The 19,855-nt window shown below is 64.2% G+C and carries 19 protein-coding genes and 1 pseudogene; 13 read left to right on the top strand and 7 right to left on the bottom strand.

The features are described 5' to 3' along the window. The first annotated feature begins 17 nt into the window (after window positions 1-17). From QU596_RS03205 to rimM, 4 genes and pseudogenes are all read left to right on the top strand, one after another. Entirely contained in the window at window positions 18-488 is a 471-nt protein-coding gene (locus QU596_RS03205) for a hypothetical protein (protein ID WP_308517117.1), read from the top strand. A gap of 152 nt (window positions 489-640) precedes the next feature. Beyond that, complete coding sequence (gene ffh, locus QU596_RS03200; RefSeq protein WP_308517115.1) at window positions 641-2,125, top strand: signal recognition particle protein; 1,485 nt, start codon at window positions 641-643, stop codon at window positions 2,123-2,125. A gap of 24 nt (window positions 2,126-2,149) precedes the next feature. Further along, window positions 2,150-2,617 (top strand): annotated as a pseudogene (gene rpsP / locus QU596_RS03195) (30S ribosomal protein S16); the annotation flags it as partial. A gap of 158 nt (window positions 2,618-2,775) precedes the next feature. Beyond that, window positions 2,776-3,273, top strand: coding sequence for a ribosome maturation factor RimM (rimM, locus tag QU596_RS03190; protein ID WP_308517113.1), 498 nt, complete (start codon window positions 2,776-2,778; stop codon window positions 3,271-3,273). Here rimM and QU596_RS03185 read toward each other — a convergent pair. Further along, window positions 3,270-4,229, bottom strand: coding sequence for an NAD(P)/FAD-dependent oxidoreductase (locus QU596_RS03185; RefSeq protein WP_308517111.1), 960 nt, complete (start codon window positions 4,227-4,229; stop codon window positions 3,270-3,272). The genes rimM and QU596_RS03185 overlap by 4 nt on opposite strands. Before the next feature lie 52 nt (window positions 4,230-4,281). Here QU596_RS03185 and QU596_RS03180 point away from each other — a divergent pair, with 52 nt between their 5' ends. From QU596_RS03180 to QU596_RS03160, 5 genes are all read left to right on the top strand, one after another. After that, window positions 4,282-4,602, top strand: a complete 321-nt coding sequence (locus QU596_RS03180) for a hypothetical protein (RefSeq protein WP_308517109.1) — start codon at window positions 4,282-4,284, stop codon at window positions 4,600-4,602. Beyond that, a complete protein-coding gene (gene trmD, locus QU596_RS03175; RefSeq protein ID WP_308517107.1) occupies window positions 4,599-5,339 on the top strand; it encodes a tRNA (guanosine(37)-N1)-methyltransferase TrmD in 741 nt (246 codons plus the stop codon). The genes QU596_RS03180 and trmD overlap by 4 nt, the downstream gene beginning before the upstream one ends. Then, window positions 5,336-5,725 carry a 50S ribosomal protein L19 gene (gene rplS, locus QU596_RS03170; protein ID WP_308517105.1) on the top strand — a complete coding sequence of 130 codons (390 nt, stop codon included), beginning with the start codon at window positions 5,336-5,338 and terminating at the stop codon, window positions 5,723-5,725. The genes trmD and rplS overlap by 4 nt, the downstream gene beginning before the upstream one ends. A 94-nt stretch (window positions 5,726-5,819) precedes the next feature. Further along, complete coding sequence (locus QU596_RS03165; RefSeq protein ID WP_420030937.1) at window positions 5,820-7,571, top strand: putative 2OG-Fe(II) oxygenase; 1,752 nt, start codon at window positions 5,820-5,822, stop codon at window positions 7,569-7,571. Window positions 7,572-7,609: 38 nt separating this feature from the next. Further along, complete coding sequence (locus tag QU596_RS03160) at window positions 7,610-9,811, top strand: S9 family peptidase (RefSeq protein WP_308517102.1); 2,202 nt, start codon at window positions 7,610-7,612, stop codon at window positions 9,809-9,811. On the opposite strand, the gene QU596_RS03155 is transcribed toward QU596_RS03160, so the two are convergent. Next, complete coding sequence (locus QU596_RS03155; RefSeq protein ID WP_308517100.1) at window positions 9,808-10,617, bottom strand: DUF2189 domain-containing protein; 810 nt, start codon at window positions 10,615-10,617, stop codon at window positions 9,808-9,810. The genes QU596_RS03160 and QU596_RS03155 overlap by 4 nt on opposite strands. Before the next feature lie 93 nt (window positions 10,618-10,710). Here QU596_RS03155 and QU596_RS03150 point away from each other — a divergent pair, with 93 nt between their 5' ends. Further along, window positions 10,711-11,907 carry a class I SAM-dependent methyltransferase gene (locus QU596_RS03150; protein ID WP_308517099.1) on the top strand — a complete coding sequence of 399 codons (1,197 nt, stop codon included), beginning with the start codon at window positions 10,711-10,713 and terminating at the stop codon, window positions 11,905-11,907. On the opposite strand, the gene QU596_RS03145 is transcribed toward QU596_RS03150, so the two are convergent. Continuing rightward, complete coding sequence (locus tag QU596_RS03145; RefSeq protein WP_308517098.1) at window positions 11,904-14,114, bottom strand: M28 family peptidase; 2,211 nt, start codon at window positions 14,112-14,114, stop codon at window positions 11,904-11,906. The genes QU596_RS03150 and QU596_RS03145 overlap by 4 nt on opposite strands. Before the next feature lie 90 nt (window positions 14,115-14,204). Between QU596_RS03145 and QU596_RS03140 the strand changes: the two genes are divergently transcribed. After that, window positions 14,205-15,233: an aspartate-semialdehyde dehydrogenase gene (locus QU596_RS03140; RefSeq protein ID WP_308517097.1), complete on the top strand. Its 1,029-nt coding sequence runs from the start codon at window positions 14,205-14,207 to the stop codon at window positions 15,231-15,233. Between the two features lie 561 nt (window positions 15,234-15,794). On the opposite strand, the gene QU596_RS03135 is transcribed toward QU596_RS03140, so the two are convergent. Together QU596_RS03135 and QU596_RS03130 are read right to left on the bottom strand one after the other, a co-directional pair. Beyond that, complete coding sequence (locus QU596_RS03135) at window positions 15,795-16,457, bottom strand: Fe2+-dependent dioxygenase (RefSeq protein WP_308517095.1); 663 nt, start codon at window positions 16,455-16,457, stop codon at window positions 15,795-15,797. Continuing rightward, entirely contained in the window at window positions 16,458-17,474 is a 1,017-nt protein-coding gene (locus QU596_RS03130; protein ID WP_308517093.1) for a hypothetical protein, read from the bottom strand. It lies immediately after the preceding gene. 46 nt (window positions 17,475-17,520) lie between these two features. On the opposite strand from QU596_RS03130, the gene QU596_RS03125 reads away from it, so the two are divergent. Together QU596_RS03125 and QU596_RS03120 are read left to right on the top strand one after the other, a co-directional pair. Further along, window positions 17,521-17,967 (top strand): GFA family protein, encoded by a 447-nt coding sequence (locus tag QU596_RS03125; RefSeq protein ID WP_308517092.1) that lies wholly within the window; start codon window positions 17,521-17,523, stop codon window positions 17,965-17,967. Next, window positions 17,964-18,719 carry an alpha/beta fold hydrolase gene (locus tag QU596_RS03120; RefSeq protein ID WP_308517091.1) on the top strand — a complete coding sequence of 252 codons (756 nt, stop codon included), beginning with the start codon at window positions 17,964-17,966 and terminating at the stop codon, window positions 18,717-18,719. The genes QU596_RS03125 and QU596_RS03120 overlap by 4 nt, the downstream gene beginning before the upstream one ends. A 48-nt stretch (window positions 18,720-18,767) precedes the next feature. On the opposite strand, the gene QU596_RS03115 is transcribed toward QU596_RS03120, so the two are convergent. Together QU596_RS03115 and QU596_RS03110 are read right to left on the bottom strand one after the other, a co-directional pair. Beyond that, a complete protein-coding gene (locus QU596_RS03115) occupies window positions 18,768-19,181 on the bottom strand; it encodes a hypothetical protein (RefSeq protein ID WP_308517089.1) in 414 nt (137 codons plus the stop codon). A gap of 115 nt (window positions 19,182-19,296) precedes the next feature. Then, entirely contained in the window at window positions 19,297-19,785 is a 489-nt protein-coding gene (locus tag QU596_RS03110) for a peroxiredoxin (protein ID WP_308517088.1), read from the bottom strand. Between the last annotated feature and the right edge of the window lie 70 nt (window positions 19,786-19,855).

Raw genomic sequence — 19,855 nt, 5'->3', positions numbered from 1 at the left:
TGACTTAGGTGCGGTCCATGCCCAAGTCCACCAACGAGGCCAAAATGCAAAAAGCCGCCAACGACGTCATGCAATCGATCATCTTCTCCGCGGTGCTGGACGGCATTGCGGCGTTGAAGCGCGCGTCAGGCGGGCTCCCCAACCAGCTGCTGCGCGACGTCCAGGCGATCCACGCCAATGTGACGTTCGCCGACCTGCCCAAGGAATTGCAGGACGCGATCGCCGAGACCACCCGCACCGCGTTCACGCAGCTGCTGAAGGAAGGCTATGCCGTCGGCCCGCGCCAGCAGATGCAGCAGTCGCGCCCGATCGACCGCGTGCCGGAGCGGCAGCGTCCGGATCGCCGCGGCCCGCCGCGTGGTCCGGCCGAAGGTCATCGTCGTGGCGGCCGTCCGCCGCGTGGCGGAGGCGGGAACGGCAATGGTGGCGGCAAGCCCGGCGGCGGTGGCGGTCGCGGTGGACCGGGAGGCGGCAAGCCCCGCGGTTGAACTTAGGGCCGGATGCCGCTAAGCGCCCCCGGGTCCCTAGGACAGACATCGATGTAGCGCTCACGGGTGCACGCTGGCCGACGAGGTTTCGTCCGCCGGCGATTTTTGCGTTTCGCATCCCATATGGGCGCGCATCGACTGAGGAGATTTGAATGTTCGACACGTTGAGCGATCGGCTCGGCAGCGTATTTGACCGGCTTCGCGGGCGCGGCGCGCTCAGCGAGGCTGACGTGCGTGGCGCGATGCGCGAAGTGCGCGTCGCCCTGCTCGAAGCCGACGTCGCGCTGCCGGTTGCGCGCGATTTCGTCGAACAGGTCACCGAGAAAGCGGTCGGCCAGGAAGTGCTGCGCTCGGTCACGCCGGGGCAGATGGTCGTCAAGATCGTCCACGACGCGCTCGTCGAGACGCTGGGCGCCGAAACGGCCGAGCTCGACCTCAATGTCGCGCCGCCGGCGGTGATCATGATGGTCGGCCTGCAGGGTTCGGGTAAGACGACAACGACGGCCAAGCTCGCCAAGCGCCTGACTGATCGCGAGCGCAAGAAGGTCATGATGGCCTCGCTCGACGTCGCCCGTCCGGCGGCGCAGGAGCAGCTGGCGGTGCTAGGGCGTCAGGCAGGCGTCGATACGCTGCCGATCGTCGCCGGGCAGCAGCCGGTCGACATTGCCAAGCGCGCGCTGCAGTCGGCGCGGTTGCAGGGCTACGACGTCGTCCTGCTCGACACCGCGGGCCGCCTGCACGTCGACGACCAGCTGATGGGCGAGATGAAGGCTGTCGCAGCCGCGTCGAACCCGGCGGAAACCTTGCTCGTCGTCGACAGCCTGACCGGCCAGGACGCGGTCAACGTCGCCAAGGGCTTCGCGGCCGAAGTCGACCTGACCGGCGTAGTGCTGACCCGGATGGACGGCGATGCGCGCGGCGGTGCGGCGCTCTCGATGCGCGCGGTGACCGGCAAGCCGATCAAGTTCGCCGGTGTCGGCGAGGCGATCGACAAGCTTGAGGCCTTTCACCCGGAGCGCGTTGCCGGACGCATCCTCGGCATGGGCGACGTGGTCAGCCTGGTCGAGCGTGCCGCGGAGACGATTCAGGTTGAGGAAGCGGAGAAGCTTGCGGCCAAGATGGCCAAGGGCAAGTTCGACCTCGACGACCTGTGGGCCCAGCTTCGCCAGATGCAGCGGATGGGTGGCCTTGGCGCGCTGGCCGGCATGATGCCGGGCCTCAAGGGCATGAAGGGCGCCATGGACAAGGCGCAGGACGACAAGGCGCTCGTGCACATGGAAGCGATGCTGTCGTCGATGACCGCCAAGGAGCGGGCGCGCCCGGACATCATCAACGCCAAGCGCAAGATCCGCGTCGCCAAGGGCAGCGGCACCACGGTGCAGGAAATCAACAAGCTGCTGAAGATGCATCAGGAAATGTCGACGGTGATGAAGCGGCTCAAGAAGATGGGCGGCCTCGGCAAGCTTGCGGCAATGTTCGGCGGTGGCGGGGGCCTCGGGGGTCTAGGCGGTGCCGGCGGACCTGGTGGCGCGGGCGGCCTCCCGGGGCTCGGTGGAGCTGGGGGAGGTCTCCCCGGTCTCGGCGGCCAGGCGCCATTCAATCTGCCCCCAGGTTTCGACAAATTCATCAAGAAATAGAACGTATTACGAAAGGAAGTTATAATGGCAGTTGCAATTCGTCTTTCGCGCGGCGGCTCCAAGAAGCGCCCCTATTACCGGATCGTCGTGGCCGACAGCCGCAACGCCCGTGATGGCCGCTTCATCGAGAAGGTCGGCACCTACAACCCGCTGCTGGCGAAGGATTCGCCGGAGCGCGTGAAGCTCGACGCGGACCGCATCAGCCATTGGCTGAGCGTCGGCGCGCAGCCGTCGGACCGCGTCCTCCGCTTCCTCGATGCGGCCGGCATCAAGGAACGCGCTGCGCGCAACAATCCCAAGAAGGCGGAGCCGGGCGAAAAGGCCAAGGAGCGTATCGAAGAGCGCGCCAAGAAGGCTGCTGATGCCGAAGCCGCTGCCGCAGAGGCCGCCGCCGCGCCGCAGGAAGAAGCTCCCGCTGATGAGCCGGCCGCTTCGGACGCCGCGGCTGAAGCTTCGACTGGCGAAGAGGCTCCGGCGGACGCCAATGAGGCGACCCCGAACAGCGACGCCGGTGACCAACCTGCGGAAGTGACGGGTGAGTCGAGCCAGGAGCCGGCTGAAGGCCCTGCTGAGGAAGCGACGGCCGAGACCACGGCTGCGGCCGAGGAATCGCCGGAAGCCGCCGAGGAAGGCGCGAAGGCCGAGTAATCATGTCGCCGGCGGCTTCGGAAAAGCGGATCGCGCTTGCCGCGGTCGCCGGCGCACATGGCATCAAGGGCGAGGTGCGGCTGAAGCTGTTCAGCGATAGCGTCGAAAGCCTGGCCCGGCAGAAGATGGTCTTTGCAGGAGGCGTCGAACGGCGCCTCCTGTTTGTTCGTGAGGCCGGCAAGGGAGGTGTCGCGCGCTTCGAGGGCGTCGACGACCGATCCGCTGCCGAGGCCTTGCGAGGAACGCTGATCGAGGTCGATCGGTCAGCCCTCCCTCCTCTCGAGGAGGGCGAATATTATCACGCTGACCTGATTGGATTGCCGGCGGCTGACGCCGAAGGCGCAGAAATCGGCACCGTGGTTGCGGTCGAGAACTACGGGGCCGGCGATCTGCTCGAGATCGAGCTCGCGGATGGCAAGCGGTCGCTGATTCCTTACCGCGCTGGAATAGCGGACCTCAAGGACCGGCGCATTGTACTGGACCCTGCCTTCCTCGCCTAACTGCCTTCCTCGGCATTCTCCATCGACGACGCCGGCGCGCGGTACAGCGGCGTTTCCTTGCAAAGATCATTCCGGATCGTCGTGGAGGCGACGCCGCCTTCGCCCATGGCGTGGCTGATCTGGTCGAGCCCTTTCACCACGTCGCCTGCGGCATAGAGGCCGGGAACGCTGGTGCGCTGATGATCATCGACAACAACGCAATCGTCGCTGCTGAGGTTGGCGCCGAGCATCTTTGCGAGATTGTTGTGCACGTCGCTGCCGAGAGCCGGGTAGATGCTGGCAAAGCTCAGACAGCCGGAGGGCGTTTCGACGTGGATCTCACCCTCTCCGGGTTCGATCACCGAGACGGGTCCGTCGATCATCTTTACGTCTGCGCGTCGAAGGCGTTCGCGGTCTTCCGACGTGAGGGCTAGCGGGCCATCTGGCTCAATCAGGGTGACATCCGCGGTATAACTACGCAGGAATATCGCTTCCGCTGGTCCGCGTTCCGCATTGCCAAGCACGCCGACTTTCTTGTCGGTGACCTCATAGCCGTCGCAGATGGGACAGTAGCGAATCAGCCCTTCAGCCATCGCCGCGTCGTGCAGTTCCTCGTCCATTGGCGGGCGGCGGTTGGTAACCCCTGTCGCAAGCAGAACGGTTTTCGCTCGAAAAGGCCCTGAGCCCCACTCGGCTTCGAAAGTCCCGTCGTCGCATTTATCGATCCGGGTGACCTGCCCCTCCTCGATACGCGTGCCGTAGAGCCGCGCTTGCTCCTTCATCCGATCCAGCAAATCCGACCCGTGAATTCCTTTGGGAAAGCCGGCGTGATTGTGGCTCGTGGGTATCCAGGACGCGCGACTCTTGCCGCCGTCAATCACCAGGATGTCGAGGTGATAACGCGACAGGTAGATGGCGGCGGTGAGGCCCGCGGGGCCGCCGCCAACGATCAGGCAGTCAAGAACGGGTTGATCCATTCGCTGCCCAATGGATTGCCGCACCGGCGGTTCCCGACTAGCCGCTACGGCGATGAACTGGGGTTTCGTTTTAATCGGCTTCGCAATGGCCGTTTTCATGGGTTCGGCGCTGGTTTCGCTGCTGAAAACGGTGCGTCCGGAATGGACGGCGCGCCGGCGTCGCCTGACGGCCGCCGTCGTGTTGCCAGCGATCACGATCATTGCGACCGCGATCGGCATGATCATCGTGGCGACCGCCGACCACGGCGAAGGCGAGCGGATGACCGACCTGGCACTGGCAGCACTTGTCACGTTCGGAGGCGGGTTTGCGCTGCTGGCATGGGTTGGCGGGCTCGTTGGTGCCACGCTGGCGAGCCGCCGGGTCGAGCGGTGACCTTCCGCGCAACGGTCCTGACGCTCTACCCGGACATGTTCCCCGGACCACTGGGGGCGAGCCTGGCCGGCCGCGCGCTCAGCGAGAGAACCTGGACGCTCGATACCTGGAACATCCGCGACTTTGCGACCGACAAGCATCGCAGCGTCGACGACACCCCGGCAGGCGGCGGCGCAGGGATGGTGCTGCGTCCGGACGTGCTCGCGAGCGCCGTGGACAGCGTCGCCGACAACCGCCCGATCCTGGCGCTGACGCCGCGCGGCGCGCCACTGACGCAGGCTCGCGTCCGCGAGCTCGCGGCGGGCGAGGGGGTGATCCTGTTGTGCGGGCGTTTCGAGGGATTCGACGAGCGGATTTTCGAGGCGCGGGACATCGAACCGGTGTCGATTGGCGACTACATCCTGTCTGGCGGCGAGCTTGGCGCGATGCTGATCCTCGATGCTTGCGTAAGGCTGCTTCCCGGGGTAATGGGCGCGGCCTCCAGCGGAGAGGAAGAGAGCTTTGAACAAGGGCTCCTGGAATATCCGCACTATACCCGACCAGTGACATGGGAAGGACGCACGATCCCCGAAGTGCTGCGATCGGGGGATCATGCGAAGATCGCGGCGTGGCGACACGAGCAAGCGGTCAACGATACACGGCTAAGGCGGCCGGACCTGATCGAGCGCCACGGGGGCGCATCGCAGGCACCGCCCTCTGGCGCGCGGCGACGAGATACGAAGGCTGATTTGAAATGAACCTGATCGAGACCCTGGAGCGCGAAGCAATCGACGCGCTGACCCAGGACAAGCCCGTTCCCGAATTCCGCCCTGGCGACACGCTTCGCGTCGGCGTCAAGGTCATCGAAGGCGACCGTAGCCGCGTCCAGGCGTTCGAAGGCGTCTGCATCGCCCGCGCCAACAAGGGCGTCGGCTCAAGCTTCACCGTCCGCAAGATTTCGTTCGGCGAAGGTGTCGAGCGCGTCTTCCCGCTCTATTCGCCGATCATCGACAAGATCGAGGTCGTGCGCCGCGGTGCCGTTCGCCGCGCGAAGCTTTATTATTTGCGTGGCCGCACCGGTAAGTCGGCGCGTATCGCCGAGCGCCGCGACCCGCGCCGCGAGGCCGCCAAGACCGAAGCCTAACGGCTTTGGACCGGCATTCGTCGTGCCGGCTCCGCTGACGTATTCAGAGACCGCGGCGCTTCAGGAAGCGTCGCGGTTTCTTGCGTCTGGCGCGGTGCGGAAGGCGGCCGAGACGCTGGCGACAGCCATTCGCGCCGGCGCCCGGCACCCCGATGTGCTGTTCAATTATTCAACTGCATGCGACCAGCTTGGACTGTCCACCGAGGCAGTCGGGGCCGTCCAGCTTGCGATTCAGCAGGATGACGAGCGGGCCGATCTATGGGCGCATTTCGGTCGGCTGCTGATCGACGCGGGCAGGGCAGCAGAAGCGGTGCCCGCGCTCGAACGCGCCGTTGCGCTGGCGCCGACGAGCGAAAGTAGCTGGTACAATCTTGGCATCGCTCTTCTTTCGACCGGCCAAGCCGCGTCTGCCGTCGAAGCGCTGTCGAAGGTGATCGACAGAAACGCCGGCAATGCTGCCGCATGGGCAGCGCTCGGCGCGGCGCAACAGCAGGCGGGTGACCTCGAAGCATCGGACGCAAGCCTTCAGCGCGCCCTGGAGATTGACCAAGAGATACTCAGTGCAGCGCATAATCGCGCCGTGACGCTGCGGCTGCTCGATCGTTCGGCTGAGGCGCTGGATCTGCTTGAAGGCGCGATTTCGCGCGGCCTTAATGCTCCGGAGAGCCGGCTTCTGAGGTCGCATCTGATCGCGGACGTCGGGCGATTGCAGGAAGCGGCGGAAAGCTATCGCGCCATCGTGACCGAGAATCCATCGTCCATCGAGGCGCATGAACTTCTGGCACGCTTGCTCCCGCAAATTGGGCAAGCGGATCAGGCGCTCCAGGCATACGAGGACGCCCTGAGGCGTCAACCGAGCATCGAACTCTATCGCTCCGCCGTTCAGGCGGCCTGGGACCTGAAGCAGCCCGCCCCGCTCGAGCGCTGGTCCAAGATCGCGTTGCAACAGTTTGGCGACTCGCCCGAGATGCGGATGATGCTTGGCATGGCTTACGGCCTGGCCGGCGACACGGCTGAAGCGCTATCAATCATCGAACCCCTTGGCGCCGCCGGTTACGCTCCGGCGCTATCGCCGTCGGCTTATTACCGTCTGAAATCCGGGGACTTGCAGGCGGCCGAACGCCACGCTCTGGCGGCGACCGAGGCAAACGCCGTTGATCAGGCGGCATGGTCGTATCTGACCATCATCTGGCGCTTGCTGGAAGACGAGCGCGAGCGCTGGCTTGCCGATTACGAGCGCCTCGTGATGCGCGTGCCGCTCGAGCCTCCGACGGAATTCAGCAGCCGCGAAGACTTCATGTCTGCTGTCGCTGAAGAGCTGACCGCGCTTCATCACAGCCAGGACCATCCGGCCGATCAGTCGCTTCGCCAGGGCACGCAGACGAGGGGCAATCTGTTCGACAAGCGCAGCCCGCGCGTCCGTCAGCTTGCCACGTCGATTCGGCAGGCAGTCGAGGCGGGCATTGCAGGCCTTCCCCGTGATCCCACGCATCCGTTTCTGTCCCGGACGACGGGCAGCACGCGTTTCCTCGGCAGCTGGTCAGTGCGGCTGCGAAGCGGCGGTTTTCACGTCAGCCACATCCATCAGCAAGGCTGGCTAAGCTCGGCAATGCACATCGCCTTGCCACCCGAAGTCGGTACGCCGTCGGAAGTCGCCGCACCGCCCGGTTCCCTGGCCTTTGGCATTCCGGAGGCCGGCCTCGGCCTGGACTTGCCGCCGCGGCGCGTTGAGATCCCGCGGCCGGGGGAACTGGTGCTGTTCCCGTCCTATTTCTGGCACGGGACGATCCCGTTCAAGAGCCGCGACTATCGGTTGACCGTCGCATTTGACGCGGTGCCCGCCTGACCGCTTGCGCGCGCCTCGCGCGACGCTACCAAGTATGCATGATTTTCAGGTCCGCAGCCGTTGCGCTGCTTCTCGCGTCCGCCCCCGCCATCGCCCGGGATCTTCCCCTTGAACGCGTGTTCTCCAGCCCGTCGCTGGCTGGCCCGACGCCGCGCGAGGCGAAACTGTCGCCGGACGGACGCTTCGTCACGCTGTTGAAGAACCGTGCGGACGACAAGGACCGCTACGATCTCTGGGCGATCGACACGGCGACGGGCCAGCAACGCATGCTGGTGGATTCGCAGAAGATTGGTAGCGGCGGCGCCATCTCCGAAGAGGAGAAGATGCGGCGCGAGCGGGCGCGGATCGCGGGCACCAAGGGGATCACCGAATATGGGTGGGCGCCGGATTCCAAATCGATCCTCGTTCCGATCGATGGCGATCTCTATCAGGCGATGCTTGACGGCAAGGTCCGTCGCCTGACCAGCACCGCCGCAACAGAGATCAACGCGAAGGTTTCGGAAACGGGCCGCTATCTGTCGTTCCTGCGCGACCAGAATCTGTACGTGATGGACGCGTCGAGCGGACAGGAGCGAGCGCTGACAAGCGACGGCGGCAAGACGCTCAGCTGGGGCGCGGCCGAATTCGTGGCGCAGGAAGAGCTTGCCCGCGACACCGGATACTGGTGGTCGCCTGGTGACCGCTACTTGGCCGTCGCGCGCGTTGACGAGAGTCCGGTCCAGATTGTCCGGCGCGCAGCGATCGGCGCTTCCGGTACCTCGCTGATTGAACAGCGATATCCTTCCGCCGGTACCAAGAACGCGATCGTCGATCTGTACCTGATGACACCGGACGGGAAGTCGCGGGTAAAAGCCGACCTAGGCGCGAACCCGGATTATTACCTCGCCCGCGTCGACTGGGCTCGCGACGGCAGCAGCCTGTATGTCCAGCGGCTCAGCCGAGACCAGAAGCGCCTCGACGTGCTGCGCGTCGATCCCGCAACCGGCAAGTCGTCGATGCTGTTTTCGGAGACCTCCCCGACCTGGGTCAATCTCAACGACAATTTCAAGCCGTTGAAGGACGGAAGCCTGATCTGGTCGTCGGAGCGCAGCGGCTATCCGCATTTGTATCGCTGGCAGGCGGGCAAGTGGACGCAGCTCACGCGCGGCAATTGGGCCGTTGAGGATGTCGCTGGCGTCGATGAGCAGGCCGGGCGGGTGTATTTCACGGGTACCGCCGAGACGCCGATCGAGCAGCAGCTATATTGGGTCAGCTACAAATCGCCCGGGGCGCCGCAGCGGGTTACGGAGCAGGGCTGGTACAACAAGGCGGTGATGGACAAGGGCGCGACCCACGCGCTCGTGACCCGCTCCAACCCAAGCCAGCCGTCGCAAACGTATCTGGCCGACGCGGCGGGCAAGCGGCTCGCGTGGATTGAAGAAAATGCGCTGAACGCCGCGCATCCCTACGCGCCCTATGTCGACAGCCACGTGAAGCCGACCTTCGGTACCGTCACGGGGCCGGACGGAACGCCACTCCACTACCGGATGCTGACGCCCAGGCTGGTCGCCGGGAAGCGCTACCCGGTTTTCTTTTACGTTTATGGCGGGCCGCACGGGCAGCAGGTGACCGACGAATGGTACAAGGCGCTGCCGTTGCATGAGGCGCTCGTCGACAAGGGCTGGATCGTTTTCACCATCGACAATCGCGGCACGAACCGTCGCGGCACCAAGTTCGAGGGCGCGATCTATCGCAAGATGGGCGATGCCGAGTTGGCCGATCAGCTGGCCGGCGTCGAGTGGCTAAAGCGCCAGCCGTTCGTCGATCCCGGCAAGGTGGCGGTGATGGGCTGGTCTTACGGCGGCTACATGACGCTAAAGCTGTTGGAAAAGGCGCCGGGCGTCTTCGCGGCGGGCGCGGCGGTTGCGCCGGTGACCAAGTGGGAGTTGTACGACACGGCTTACACCGAGCGGTATCTCGGCAATCCGTCGGTCGACCCGAAGCCCTACCAGACGTCCGGCGCGCTGGAGGATGCGGTCAAGATCAAGGACCCCCTGCTGCTGGTGCACGGCATGTCGGACGACAACGTCGTGTTCCAGAACTCGACCGAGCTCTACGCGCGGCTGCAGCAGAACAAGGTGCCGTTCGAGATGATGACCTATCCCGGCGCGACGCACGCGATTGCGGGTGAGGGGCCGCAAACCCATGTGTGGACCACGATCACCCGCTTCCTCGACGCGCAGGTGCTAAACAAGCGCTAGCGAAGCGCGCTGCGGTCGATCAGCCGGGTGTAGAGGTGCCAGGTCGAATAGCCGAGCCATGGCAGGACGAAGGCGAGCCCGACGAACAGGGGGATCGACCCGACGATCAGCAGGCCGAGCACGATCAGGCCCCAGCGGATCAGCTCGCCCTTATTGGCATGCGCCGCGCGCCATGAAGCCGAGACGGCCTGCGCCGCGGTAACGTCGCGGTCGACCAGCATCGGCATCGAGACGACGCTGAGCGCCAGGACGACCCAGCCCAAGATCGCGCCGATCAGCGCGCCGCCGATAATCAAGGCCCAACCTTGCGGAGTCAGGAAGACCATCGACAGGAATTGCGGGACGGACTCCGGCGTCGCCCAATCGAACAGGGCGGCGTAGAGAGCGCCAGCGGCGACAAGCCAGCCGAAGAAGATCAGGAGGAGCAATCCTGCGACGATCCCCATGTCGTCGGCGGTCGGCCGCTTCAGCACGTCGATGAATTTGTACCAGTGGATATCCGGCTCCCCGGCTTCCCGTCGCCGAGCAAGTTCGTAGAAACCGGCCGCCGCCACGGGTCCGAGCAATCCGACGCCGGCAACGACGGGGAAGAAAAAGGGCATCAATGGCGCGCTGGCGGTCATCACCACGGCGGCGAGCCCGATCAACGTATAGATGACGCCGGCGAACACGATGTCGCCGCGAAATGTCAGGAAATCATCCAGCCCCTGCCGTAGCGAGATGCTGAGATCATCATGCGTGATGTGACGGATTGGGACTTTCGCGGCCTTGGTTGCGTTCCGCCGCGTCATCGTTTGAGTCGCCATGACACCTCCTCGATCGGTGCCGTCCGGCGCAATGGGCGCCGGGCGCCTGCGAGTGCCTTAGCACATCCCGTCGAGTCGGCTAAGCATCGCGCAATGAAAGACGTCTCGACCCTGGTCGCGCAGCAGTATGAGGCCTTCGCCTATCCCGAGCCGCTGGCTGATCTCGAAGAGGCAATCCGCGGCGGCTATAGCCAGATCGGCGAGCCATCGCTTTACGGACCCGTCATCTGGCCGCGTGGACGGCCGTCCGGACCGCTCAAGATCCTCGTCGCAGGCTGCGGCACGGTACAGGCCGCCTACACCGCGCTGATGAACCGGGCGGACGAGGTTATCGGCATCGATCTCTCCGAGGCGTCGCTGGCGCACGAGCGGTTCCTGCAGGAACACCACGGGCTCAAAAACCTGCAGTTGTTCAAGGGTGACCTGCGGGAAGTCAGCTCGATCGGTAAGCGTTTCGACCTGATTTTGTGCACCGGCGTCATCCACCACATGGAAGATCCGGGTGCCGGCCTGTCCGCGCTGCGCGAGGCGCTCGCTCCATATGGGGTCATCTCGCTGATGGTGTACGGGCAGACGGTCCGCACCGGGATCTACATGGTACAGGATGCGCTGCGGCGTATCGGCGTTTCCCAATCGGACGCCGGGGTCGCGCAGGTTCGTGCAATTCTTCGCGAGCTGCCCGAACGTCACTACGCCCGTGACTACATAAATGCCGCCGACGAACTCAAGCATGACGCGGCACTGGTCGACACGTTCCTGCATCCGCAAGACCGTGCCTACACCGTGCCGCAGCTGTTCGAGCTGATCGAAGGCTCAGGGCTGCAATTTCAGAACTGGGCCGACAACTACCCCTATTGGAGGAACGCCGAATGGGGTCCCGACACTGCCGTCGCGCAAGCAGTCGATCCGCTAGTCCCGCGCGAGCACTGGGCCGCGGTCGAGATGCTGCGCTTGAGTGCCGGCATGCACATGTGCACGCTACGGCACGCCGACGAAAACATCGCTCAGGTTGATTTCGACGGGGGGGATTGGCGGCGGTTCGTGCCGCACCCTGCGCCTGGACTAGCGCGAAAAGGCCCGGGGCTGTTCCAGCGGGGGCCCTATTCTCTGCGCTGCTCGGAAATGGAGCAGTTCGTCCTCGATGGCGCCGATGGAAGGAGGACGATCGCCGACATCATCGAGGTGCCGGCATTAGACGGTCTTCCGACGGATGAGCGCGACACTTTCGGCCGCCGTTATTTCGAGCACCTTTGGAAGCTCGGGCATGTGATGATCGAGTTGCCGGCCTAAAGCGTCTGCCGCGTGTAGGTTATGGCCTCGTCGCGGTTGTATTGCGGCCGAGCCAGTTGCGGTCGCGCATTCAGAAGGGGCGTCGCGTTTGCCGGCAGCGGACGGGTACCCAAGATATTCAATCGGACCGGGCCTGGCTGCGCAGTCGTGAGTTGAACGACCGCCCCATCGCAACTGCGCCCCCCGCAGCTGATGCTGGTCTTGCCGGACGCCTTCTGATCGATTGGCATGATGAAACCATCCACGCCCGCCGACAGGATCCGGGTCCCCTCCGGGACGCTAAGCTCGATCCGCTCGTTTCCATTGGCTGCCAGCCGGAAGGTGAGCGCGCGGCCTTTTCCGAGACTCTCCTGGGACACGACTTGCAAAGCGGGAGCATGGCTCAGCTGGTCTTGCGGGGCAGGCGCAAGCCACCGTTGGCGTTCGCTGATTGGAAGCGTTCCGCGCGACCAACTTCCCGGCATGGCTCTGGGGAGTGGCGCACCGTCGTTCAGGATTGACCACCAACTCTTGCCGCTCGGCATTTCGGTGGCCCGCTGGATCACGAACCGCTGCTGCCGGTCTGCAGAGTAAGCGGGGGCTGCCAGCACGGCGACGACGCCTGTCGCTGTCAGCAGCGCGGGCAGGGCGATCGCAAAGCCGCTTCCGGCATTCGCAATCAGCGAGCGCGCCTCGATGATGACGGGCAGGATGAGGAAGCTGCCGAGCAGGGCGAAGATCCACATCGGGCCGACGTTGAGCAACTCCTGAAGGAGCCCCAGCATCGCACCCCAGGTAAGATAGAGCACGGCGACGGCGACGATCGACGCGACGCGCTCTGCTGGTTGCCACCTTTGCTTCGCTATCATCCCTGCCAGAACAATGAGCGGTGGGAACAGGAAGTAGACGATTCCGCCGGGGGCGAAGAGGCCGACGGCGCCACCCAGGATGAGGAAGATGAACCAGAAGACCGGGCGGAGCTCCGTTCGGTCCAGGGTGCGCCCGATGGTGGTCATCAGGCCAACGCCGCAGGCAATCATGACCGCATAAACCATGAGAAGCGTCCAGCTCGGAGATGCGCGCCAGAACATGCCTGGGCGGAGCAGACCGATCAGTTCGAGCAAGATCCAGGCAGCCACGCTTCCCGCGAACATCGTTCCGACGACCAAGATGGTGCCGCGCGCTAGGCCCCCCCGCACAAGAGCGAGGACAGCGAAAGCCAGCAGGAGGATGGCAAGGAGGATCGCGCCGACGAACAGCGGCATTGAGACGAGCACGCGGCTCGCAACGTCCATGAAGATCCGGTCGCCGCTCTCTGCCCGCGGCGTGCCGAGCGCCAGTTTTTCGGCCAAGGCCAATGTCTGGTCACCCATGTGCTGCAGCGTCGCAGGGTCCAGCGCCGCTGCGGTGTCGCCAGGGCTGTGATAGCGGGTCTCGTTGCCGATCGGCGCCAGGTTCAGCGTCAACCAACCGCGCTCGGCGAAACTGTTGACGTCGGTATAGTTTGGCATGAGCCGGTAGACGTCCGTCGACAGAGAGTTCGCAATCGGGCGGTCGACCGCATTCGCGAAGGCAGCGATCGGCGCCGCGTTCGGCCGGCTGGTCTCGAACATGTTGACGGGACCCGTCACGCCGCGCGCTTCGAGATTGATCAGCGCATCGACGTCGCGGCTGAGAGGATCGGCCATGAAGGCGCGGGCGCCGATCAGGCCAAGTTCCTCACCTTCGTTAAACAGCAGGATCACCGGGCGCCGGATTGGCCGCTGCTTTAGGATCGAACCGACCTCAAGCAACGTCGCGACACCGATACCATCGTCTGCGGCGGCAGGGCCGACGGGGGTGCTGTCATAGTGCGCGTTGAGGAGGAGCGCCTTGCCGGTTTGCGGTCCCAACCGCACGATGATGTTGCGAACACGCGCGCAGGAAACGCCGCGCTGCTTGTACAAAGTGTTGCAGGCGAACTGGTCGCGGATGATCGGTTGCAGTCCGAGCTGTTCAATCTGGGCAATCAGCCGGGCGCGGACCACGTCCGATGCCGCGGAATCCGACGGGTGCGGGTTCTCGTCTCCGAGGATGATGGCCAGCCGTTCCTTGGCTCGGGTCGCATCGAACGTGCCGGCCGCAGTGTGGATGCGCAGGTCAGGCGGCTTTTCCAGCAGTGGGGTCGCCGCCAACGCCGCGAGCAAGGCGATCAAGACCAGGGCGAGCAACAGAACCGGTCGGCGCATCTTCCCCCCTTGCCCGCGCGGATCGCAACGCCATATCGCTTTCACCGGGCCGATGCGATAGGCGGCCTCGCAAGCTAATCGGAGAAGAACATGGGCTACCGGGTCGCGGTCGTCGGGGCGACGGGCAATGTCGGTCGCGAGATCCTCAACATCCTTGCCGAGCGTCAATTCCCGCTCGACGAGGTCGCGGCCATCGCGTCGTCCAGTTCGACCGGCGACGTCATCGATTTCGGCGACAGCGGAGAAGAGCTTAAGGTCAAGAACCTCGAGCATTTCGATTTCACCGGCTGGGACATCGCCTTGTTCGCCGCTGGCTCGGAAGTTTCCAAAGTCTACGCGCCAGTCGCCGCGGCGGCCGGCTGCACGGTGATCGACAACAGCTCGCTCTACCGCATGGACCCCGACGTCCCGCTGATCGTGCCGGAAGTGAACCCGGAAGCGATCGCCGGCTTTGCGAAGAAGAATATCATCGCCAATCCGAACTGCTCGACAGCGCAACTGGTGGTGGCGCTAAAGCCGCTGCACGACGCGGCGAAGATCAAGCGCGTCGTCGTGGCGACCTATCAATCGGTCTCCGGCGCCGGCAAGCGCGGGATGGACGAGCTGTTCGAGCAATCGCGCAACATCTTCGTCGGCGACAGTAACGAACCCGAGCATTTTACGAAGCAGATCGCCTTCAACGTCATTCCGCACATCGACAGCTTCCTCGACGACGGCTCGACCAAGGAAGAGTGGAAGATGGTTGTCGAGACCAAGAAGATCCTCGACCCGAAGATCAAGCTGACCGCGACCTGTGTGCGCGTGCCGGTGTTCGTCGGCCATTCGGAAGCGGTGAACATCGAGTTCGAGAACGAAATCTCCGCCGACGAAGCGTGGAGCATTCTCCGCGAGGCGCCGGGTATCATGGTCGTCGATAAGCGCGAGAACGGCGGCTACGTGACGCCGGTCGAGGCTGTCGGCGAATATGCTACCTACGTCAGCCGCATTCGCGAGGATCCGACCGTCGACAACGGGCTGAGCCTTTGGGTGGTTAGTGACAACTTGCGCAAGGGCGCCGCGCTGAACGCGGTGCAGATCGCCGAGCTATTGGGCCGCAAGCATTTGCAGAAGGCGGCTTGATCCCAGCACAAATCGGGTCGAGCATGATTTTGCTCGGGTTTCAGTCGGCGGATTATACCGTGATCGCCAGTTTTTTGACGTTCGCAGCGGCGGGGCTGCAGAGGTGCAGCATCGAGCACGCGCACTACGCGCTTCGCACGCAGTCCTCCGTCACCGCCGACTTTTATGAGGTCGAAAGGTCCAGACCGCCTCCGGGAAATCTCGTAATGCGAATGCACATTGGAGAAACTGGACGAACTTATTGGTGGATCCCGATCGATGGTGGATCCAACCTTCAACAATATTTGGCATCGACGCCGACTGGCTCGGCCCCCGGCTGGGAATCGCGAAACTCTAGCGGCCAACCTCGCCCTCTAGGTGAGGTGGATTTCATAGCCACGGATGCTGGCTACAAATTGTGGAAAAGCGTTCCGAAACTTCACGGACCAGCTCCCGCGCACTTTCTTATTCCCGATCTGCGGGAAGCGCTGTGGTACCGAACGTCTGGCGACCAGCGCGATTACACCGCGCGTCAGTTTTTCGACTTGGTCAGCTGTTCGAGGCACAAGGTCAAATGATCGGTCAGGGCTTTTCGCCCCAGTAGCGCAGCAGCTGGTTCTGAACGAGCTGGAGACGGGTAAAGTTCTGCGGCTGCATCTGCAGGCCTTCCAGCGCGGCGACCTCGTTGAGGTTGTAGAGCAGGTTGCGCTTGAAGGGGTCGGGGACGCGGCTTTGGATGAAGGTGATTGCCACGAGGCGCTCGCCCGCCGCCACCGGCTCTACGCCATGAAGCGTGTCCGAGGGATAGACAACGGCAACGCCCGGAGGGAGCTTGAATGAGAGTTCGGCATCGCCGAGCGCGATGCGCAGCGCGCCGCCCTCATACGTCTCGGGATCGTTGAGGAAAATCGTGCAGCTGAGGTCGCTGCGCAGCGTTCCCCCCGGCAGCTTCAGATAGGCGGTGTCCGTGTGGGCGCCGTAATGCATGCTCGGTTGGTACCGGGTGATCAGCGGCGGAGCCATCGAGACCGGGAAGGCGAAGTTCACGAAGTCTTCGCTGCGCATCAGCGCGGCGTGCAGCAACTGCGCCGTCTGCTTGTAGGTCGCGGGTTCGTGCAGCTGCTCGTTGTTTTTGGCCTGGTTGTGCGGGTTGCTGACGCGGCCGTGCACGAATTGCGCGCTGGCGGCGATGCGGCGGCACTCCGCGACCTCGTCGTCGGTCAGAACCTGCAGGACCTTGTACATTCAGCCTTCCCCCGCGCGTTGCAGCGCTGACGCCAACAACGGCGACTTGTCGGCTGCCGCGGCGAGCATGGCAAGCGCACCACGCATATCGTCGGCATGGCGCTGCGATGCCTCGGCGATCAGGTCACTGCGGAGGGTCGGGCTGTAATCATACTCCAGCGCCTTGGAGTAGCGCTTCATCAGTGGTCCGGTGGCGATCGCGGTGATTGCTTCCTGATCGGCATCAAAGCTGAAGAAATCGGCGATCCGCGCCAGCGCGCCCGGCATGTCCCTCAGCGAAGCGTCAAAGTCCCACCAGTCGATGGACCGGTCCGTCATCGCCAGAGCGGCGGCTTCCAAGGCACACATCTCGCTCGCCCAGGCACCGGCGGCGAGCTCCGCATCGTTCCGCGAGGGGGGCAGCTCAACGCCACGGGTCTTCATGCGAGCTGCCCGCGTCGAGGCAAGTGCGTGCAATTCCTTGACGCTATTCTCCCCGGCGAGAATGCTTGGAATGTAATGATCCGGCCGCGCGAACAGGAAGAGCGCGCGCTCGCTTGGCGGAACAAGCGCCGGCGCAATCTCGCTCGCGAAGCTCGTCACCTTCACACAGGCCACCTCATCCGCGGCGAAGGTGCGCGACATGAGCCTCGGGACCGCATCGACATATTGCCGGCGCACTTCTGCCGGGCTCAGGGCGAGGTCGCGGAGCAGCCGCGGCTCACGAAGGGCCAACACGCTCGGCAACTCCCCCAGCAGACGGGAAATCAGCGTCGAGCCAACGTGCCCGATATGAAAAATCCACCGCGCGTCGCTGCGAAGGTCTCCAGTTACAGCCTCCTCAACGTCGGGCCATGGCGCCACTTGCGCGTTGACGGGCTGCTGCAGCATGCGGTCGTCGAGGAAGCTCGCGGCGCGATAGCTCGCGCGGTTCATCGCGATCAGCCGGACTTGCCCGCTCGCGGGATCAAGCGCCTGCGCCAGCCATGTTGCATCGCGCGAGATCTCTTCGAACGGGATAAGCGGCGCGCTGGACATCACGCCACTTAGACCGGCATGGCACGCGGGACTCAAGGAGGATTTGATGCCCGATCCGATGCCCGGCAGCTGTGCCTGCGGACGCATCCGCTACACCGCGAACGTCGACAATCATGAGGCTTACCTCTGCCATTGCCGAATGTGTCAGCGTTCAACGGGATCGGTGTCGATCGCCTTCACCAACGTGAAGCAGGCGAACGTCGACTGGGATCACGAGCCCGACTGGTTCGATAGCTCACCGATTGCCGTGCGACCTTACTGCCGGGAATGCGGGACCTCGCTCGGCTTCAAGTTCAAGGACGGCAGCGAGAATATGGACCTGACCGTCGCGTCGTTCGATGATCCGTCACCATTCGTGCCCAAGCACCATTTCGGCGCCGAGAGCATGCATCGCGCCTGGCTCAACACCGCGGGGCTCCAGGAAATGCGGACGGACGAGTATCAGAAGCTGATCGACAAATGGGTCGACGCCACCGGGGCGTTTCCGGGGTGAGCGAGCCGATCGTCACGCGCTGGACGGCCTCCGACGGCGTTGAGCTGGCCTATCATGAGCTTGGGGAAGGGCGTCCGGTCGTGCTGCTGCACGGCCTGTTCTCCGACGCGAACATGAACTGGATTAAGTTCGGCCATGCGGCGCGGATTGCCGAAGCAGGCTTTCGCGTCATCATGCCAGACCTGCGCGCGCACGGCTTGAGCGGTCGGCCACACGGTGCCGAACATTATCCTGTCGGCATTCTGGCCCGGGACCTGACGGAACTGATCGCGCGCTTGCAACTGGCGGACTTTGATTTGGGCGGCTTTTCCCTGGGAGCACGGACCACCGTCGAAGGTGTGGGCGAGGGGCTGAAGCCGCGGCGTGCGATTCTCGGCGGGGCTGGCCTCGAGGGACTTCGCCACTGGCAGCGCCGCAAGACCTTCTTCATCGAAGCAATCCAACTGTTTGACCAAGTTCAGCGCGGGGATCCGCACTGGCTGTCGATTCAGTTCATGAAGAGCCAGAAGGTCGACCGCGTGGCGGCTGGACTGCTGCTCGAAAGCTTTGCCGACACGTTCATGGATTGGCTGCAGGCCTTTACCATGCCGACGTTGGTAGTCTGCGGATCGGAAGATGACGACAATGGCTCGGCCGCCGAGTTGGCCGCAGCGATGCCCAACGCCGTGTTCCGCGAAATTCCCGGCACGCACATGAGCTCGGTGACCAAGCCCGAACTTGGCCAGGCGATCGTCGATTTCCTGACGCAATAAGAAAAAGGGGCGCCCGAAAGCGCCCCTCCTTCGTCGGCTGCATTCAGCTTAATAAGCGACGGCGCCGGCTTTCGTCTGGTTCTCGATGGTCGGGTCCAGCGGCCGTCTGGTTTTCTTGCCCGTGGCCTTCAGCGTCATCGCTTCTTCCGCGATGTCGGACTGGTCCTGCTCATCACTTCCTTTAAAGTTGCGGCCGATGAAGCCTTCCTCACCGCGCGCATTTTCCGACCACTCGCTGATCTGGTCGCTGAGGTTCGTCAGCTGATCACTGATCTGGCTACGCTTCGACCACAGGAAGAGACCTGCCGCCGCAGCGCCCACCGCCGTGGCGGCAGCGGCCAGCGGCCGCTCACGGGCGAGGTCGAGCACGCCGCCGCTGCTGTACTGGTTACGGCCGGTGGGATTATTGTTCCGGTTGCGATTGTTGCCGCCACGACCGCCGCGATTGTTGTTCGTTGCCATGGTTCACTCTCCTCATGGTTGTTACGCTTGTCGGTTGGTCAAACGCGCGAGCGCCGCCGCTGTTCGCATGAAATTTTCGAACAGCGGCGAGGAGTGGTGAGGCGGCGGTGAGCCGTCAGGCGGTAGCGAGCTGATCCAGCATGTATTCGGCGCTCGACGCCCGATACTCGCCCGGCGCTTCGACGTTCAGCTGCTCGACGACGCCGTCATTGACGACCATCGAGTAACGCTGGCTGCGCTGGCCCATGCCGTACTTGCTGCCGTCCATCTCAAGGCCGGTCGCCTTGGCAAAATCGCCGTTGCCGTCGGCCAGCATGGTGATGTCCTCCGAACCGTCGGCCTTGTTCCACGCGCCCATGACGAACGGATCGTTGACCGAGATGCAAGCGATCTCGTCGACGCCCTTGCCCTTCAGCTCACTGGCCTTTTCGACATAGGAAGGCAGGTGGCGGGCCGAGCAGGTCGGCGTGAACGCGCCCGGGACGGCGAAGAGCGCAACGCGCTTGCCCTTGAAGAAATCGCCGCTGGTCGTCGGCTGCGGGCCGTCGTTGGTCGCAATGGCTAGGGGAACGTCAGGAAGGCGGTCGCCGATCTGGATGGTCATGTCGTATTTCCTTCTGGGGTGGGGATGAAGCGCGACTTAGGCCCGGCGTGTTGCTGTCTCAAGTCTTGCC

This window comes from Sphingomonas flavescens (assembly GCF_030866745.1).
In the GTDB taxonomy this organism is placed as follows: Bacteria; Pseudomonadota; Alphaproteobacteria; order Sphingomonadales; family Sphingomonadaceae; genus Sphingomicrobium; species Sphingomicrobium flavescens.
The sequence above is the reverse complement of the archived record's forward strand: the minus strand, read 5'-3'. Positions and strand labels throughout refer to the sequence as shown.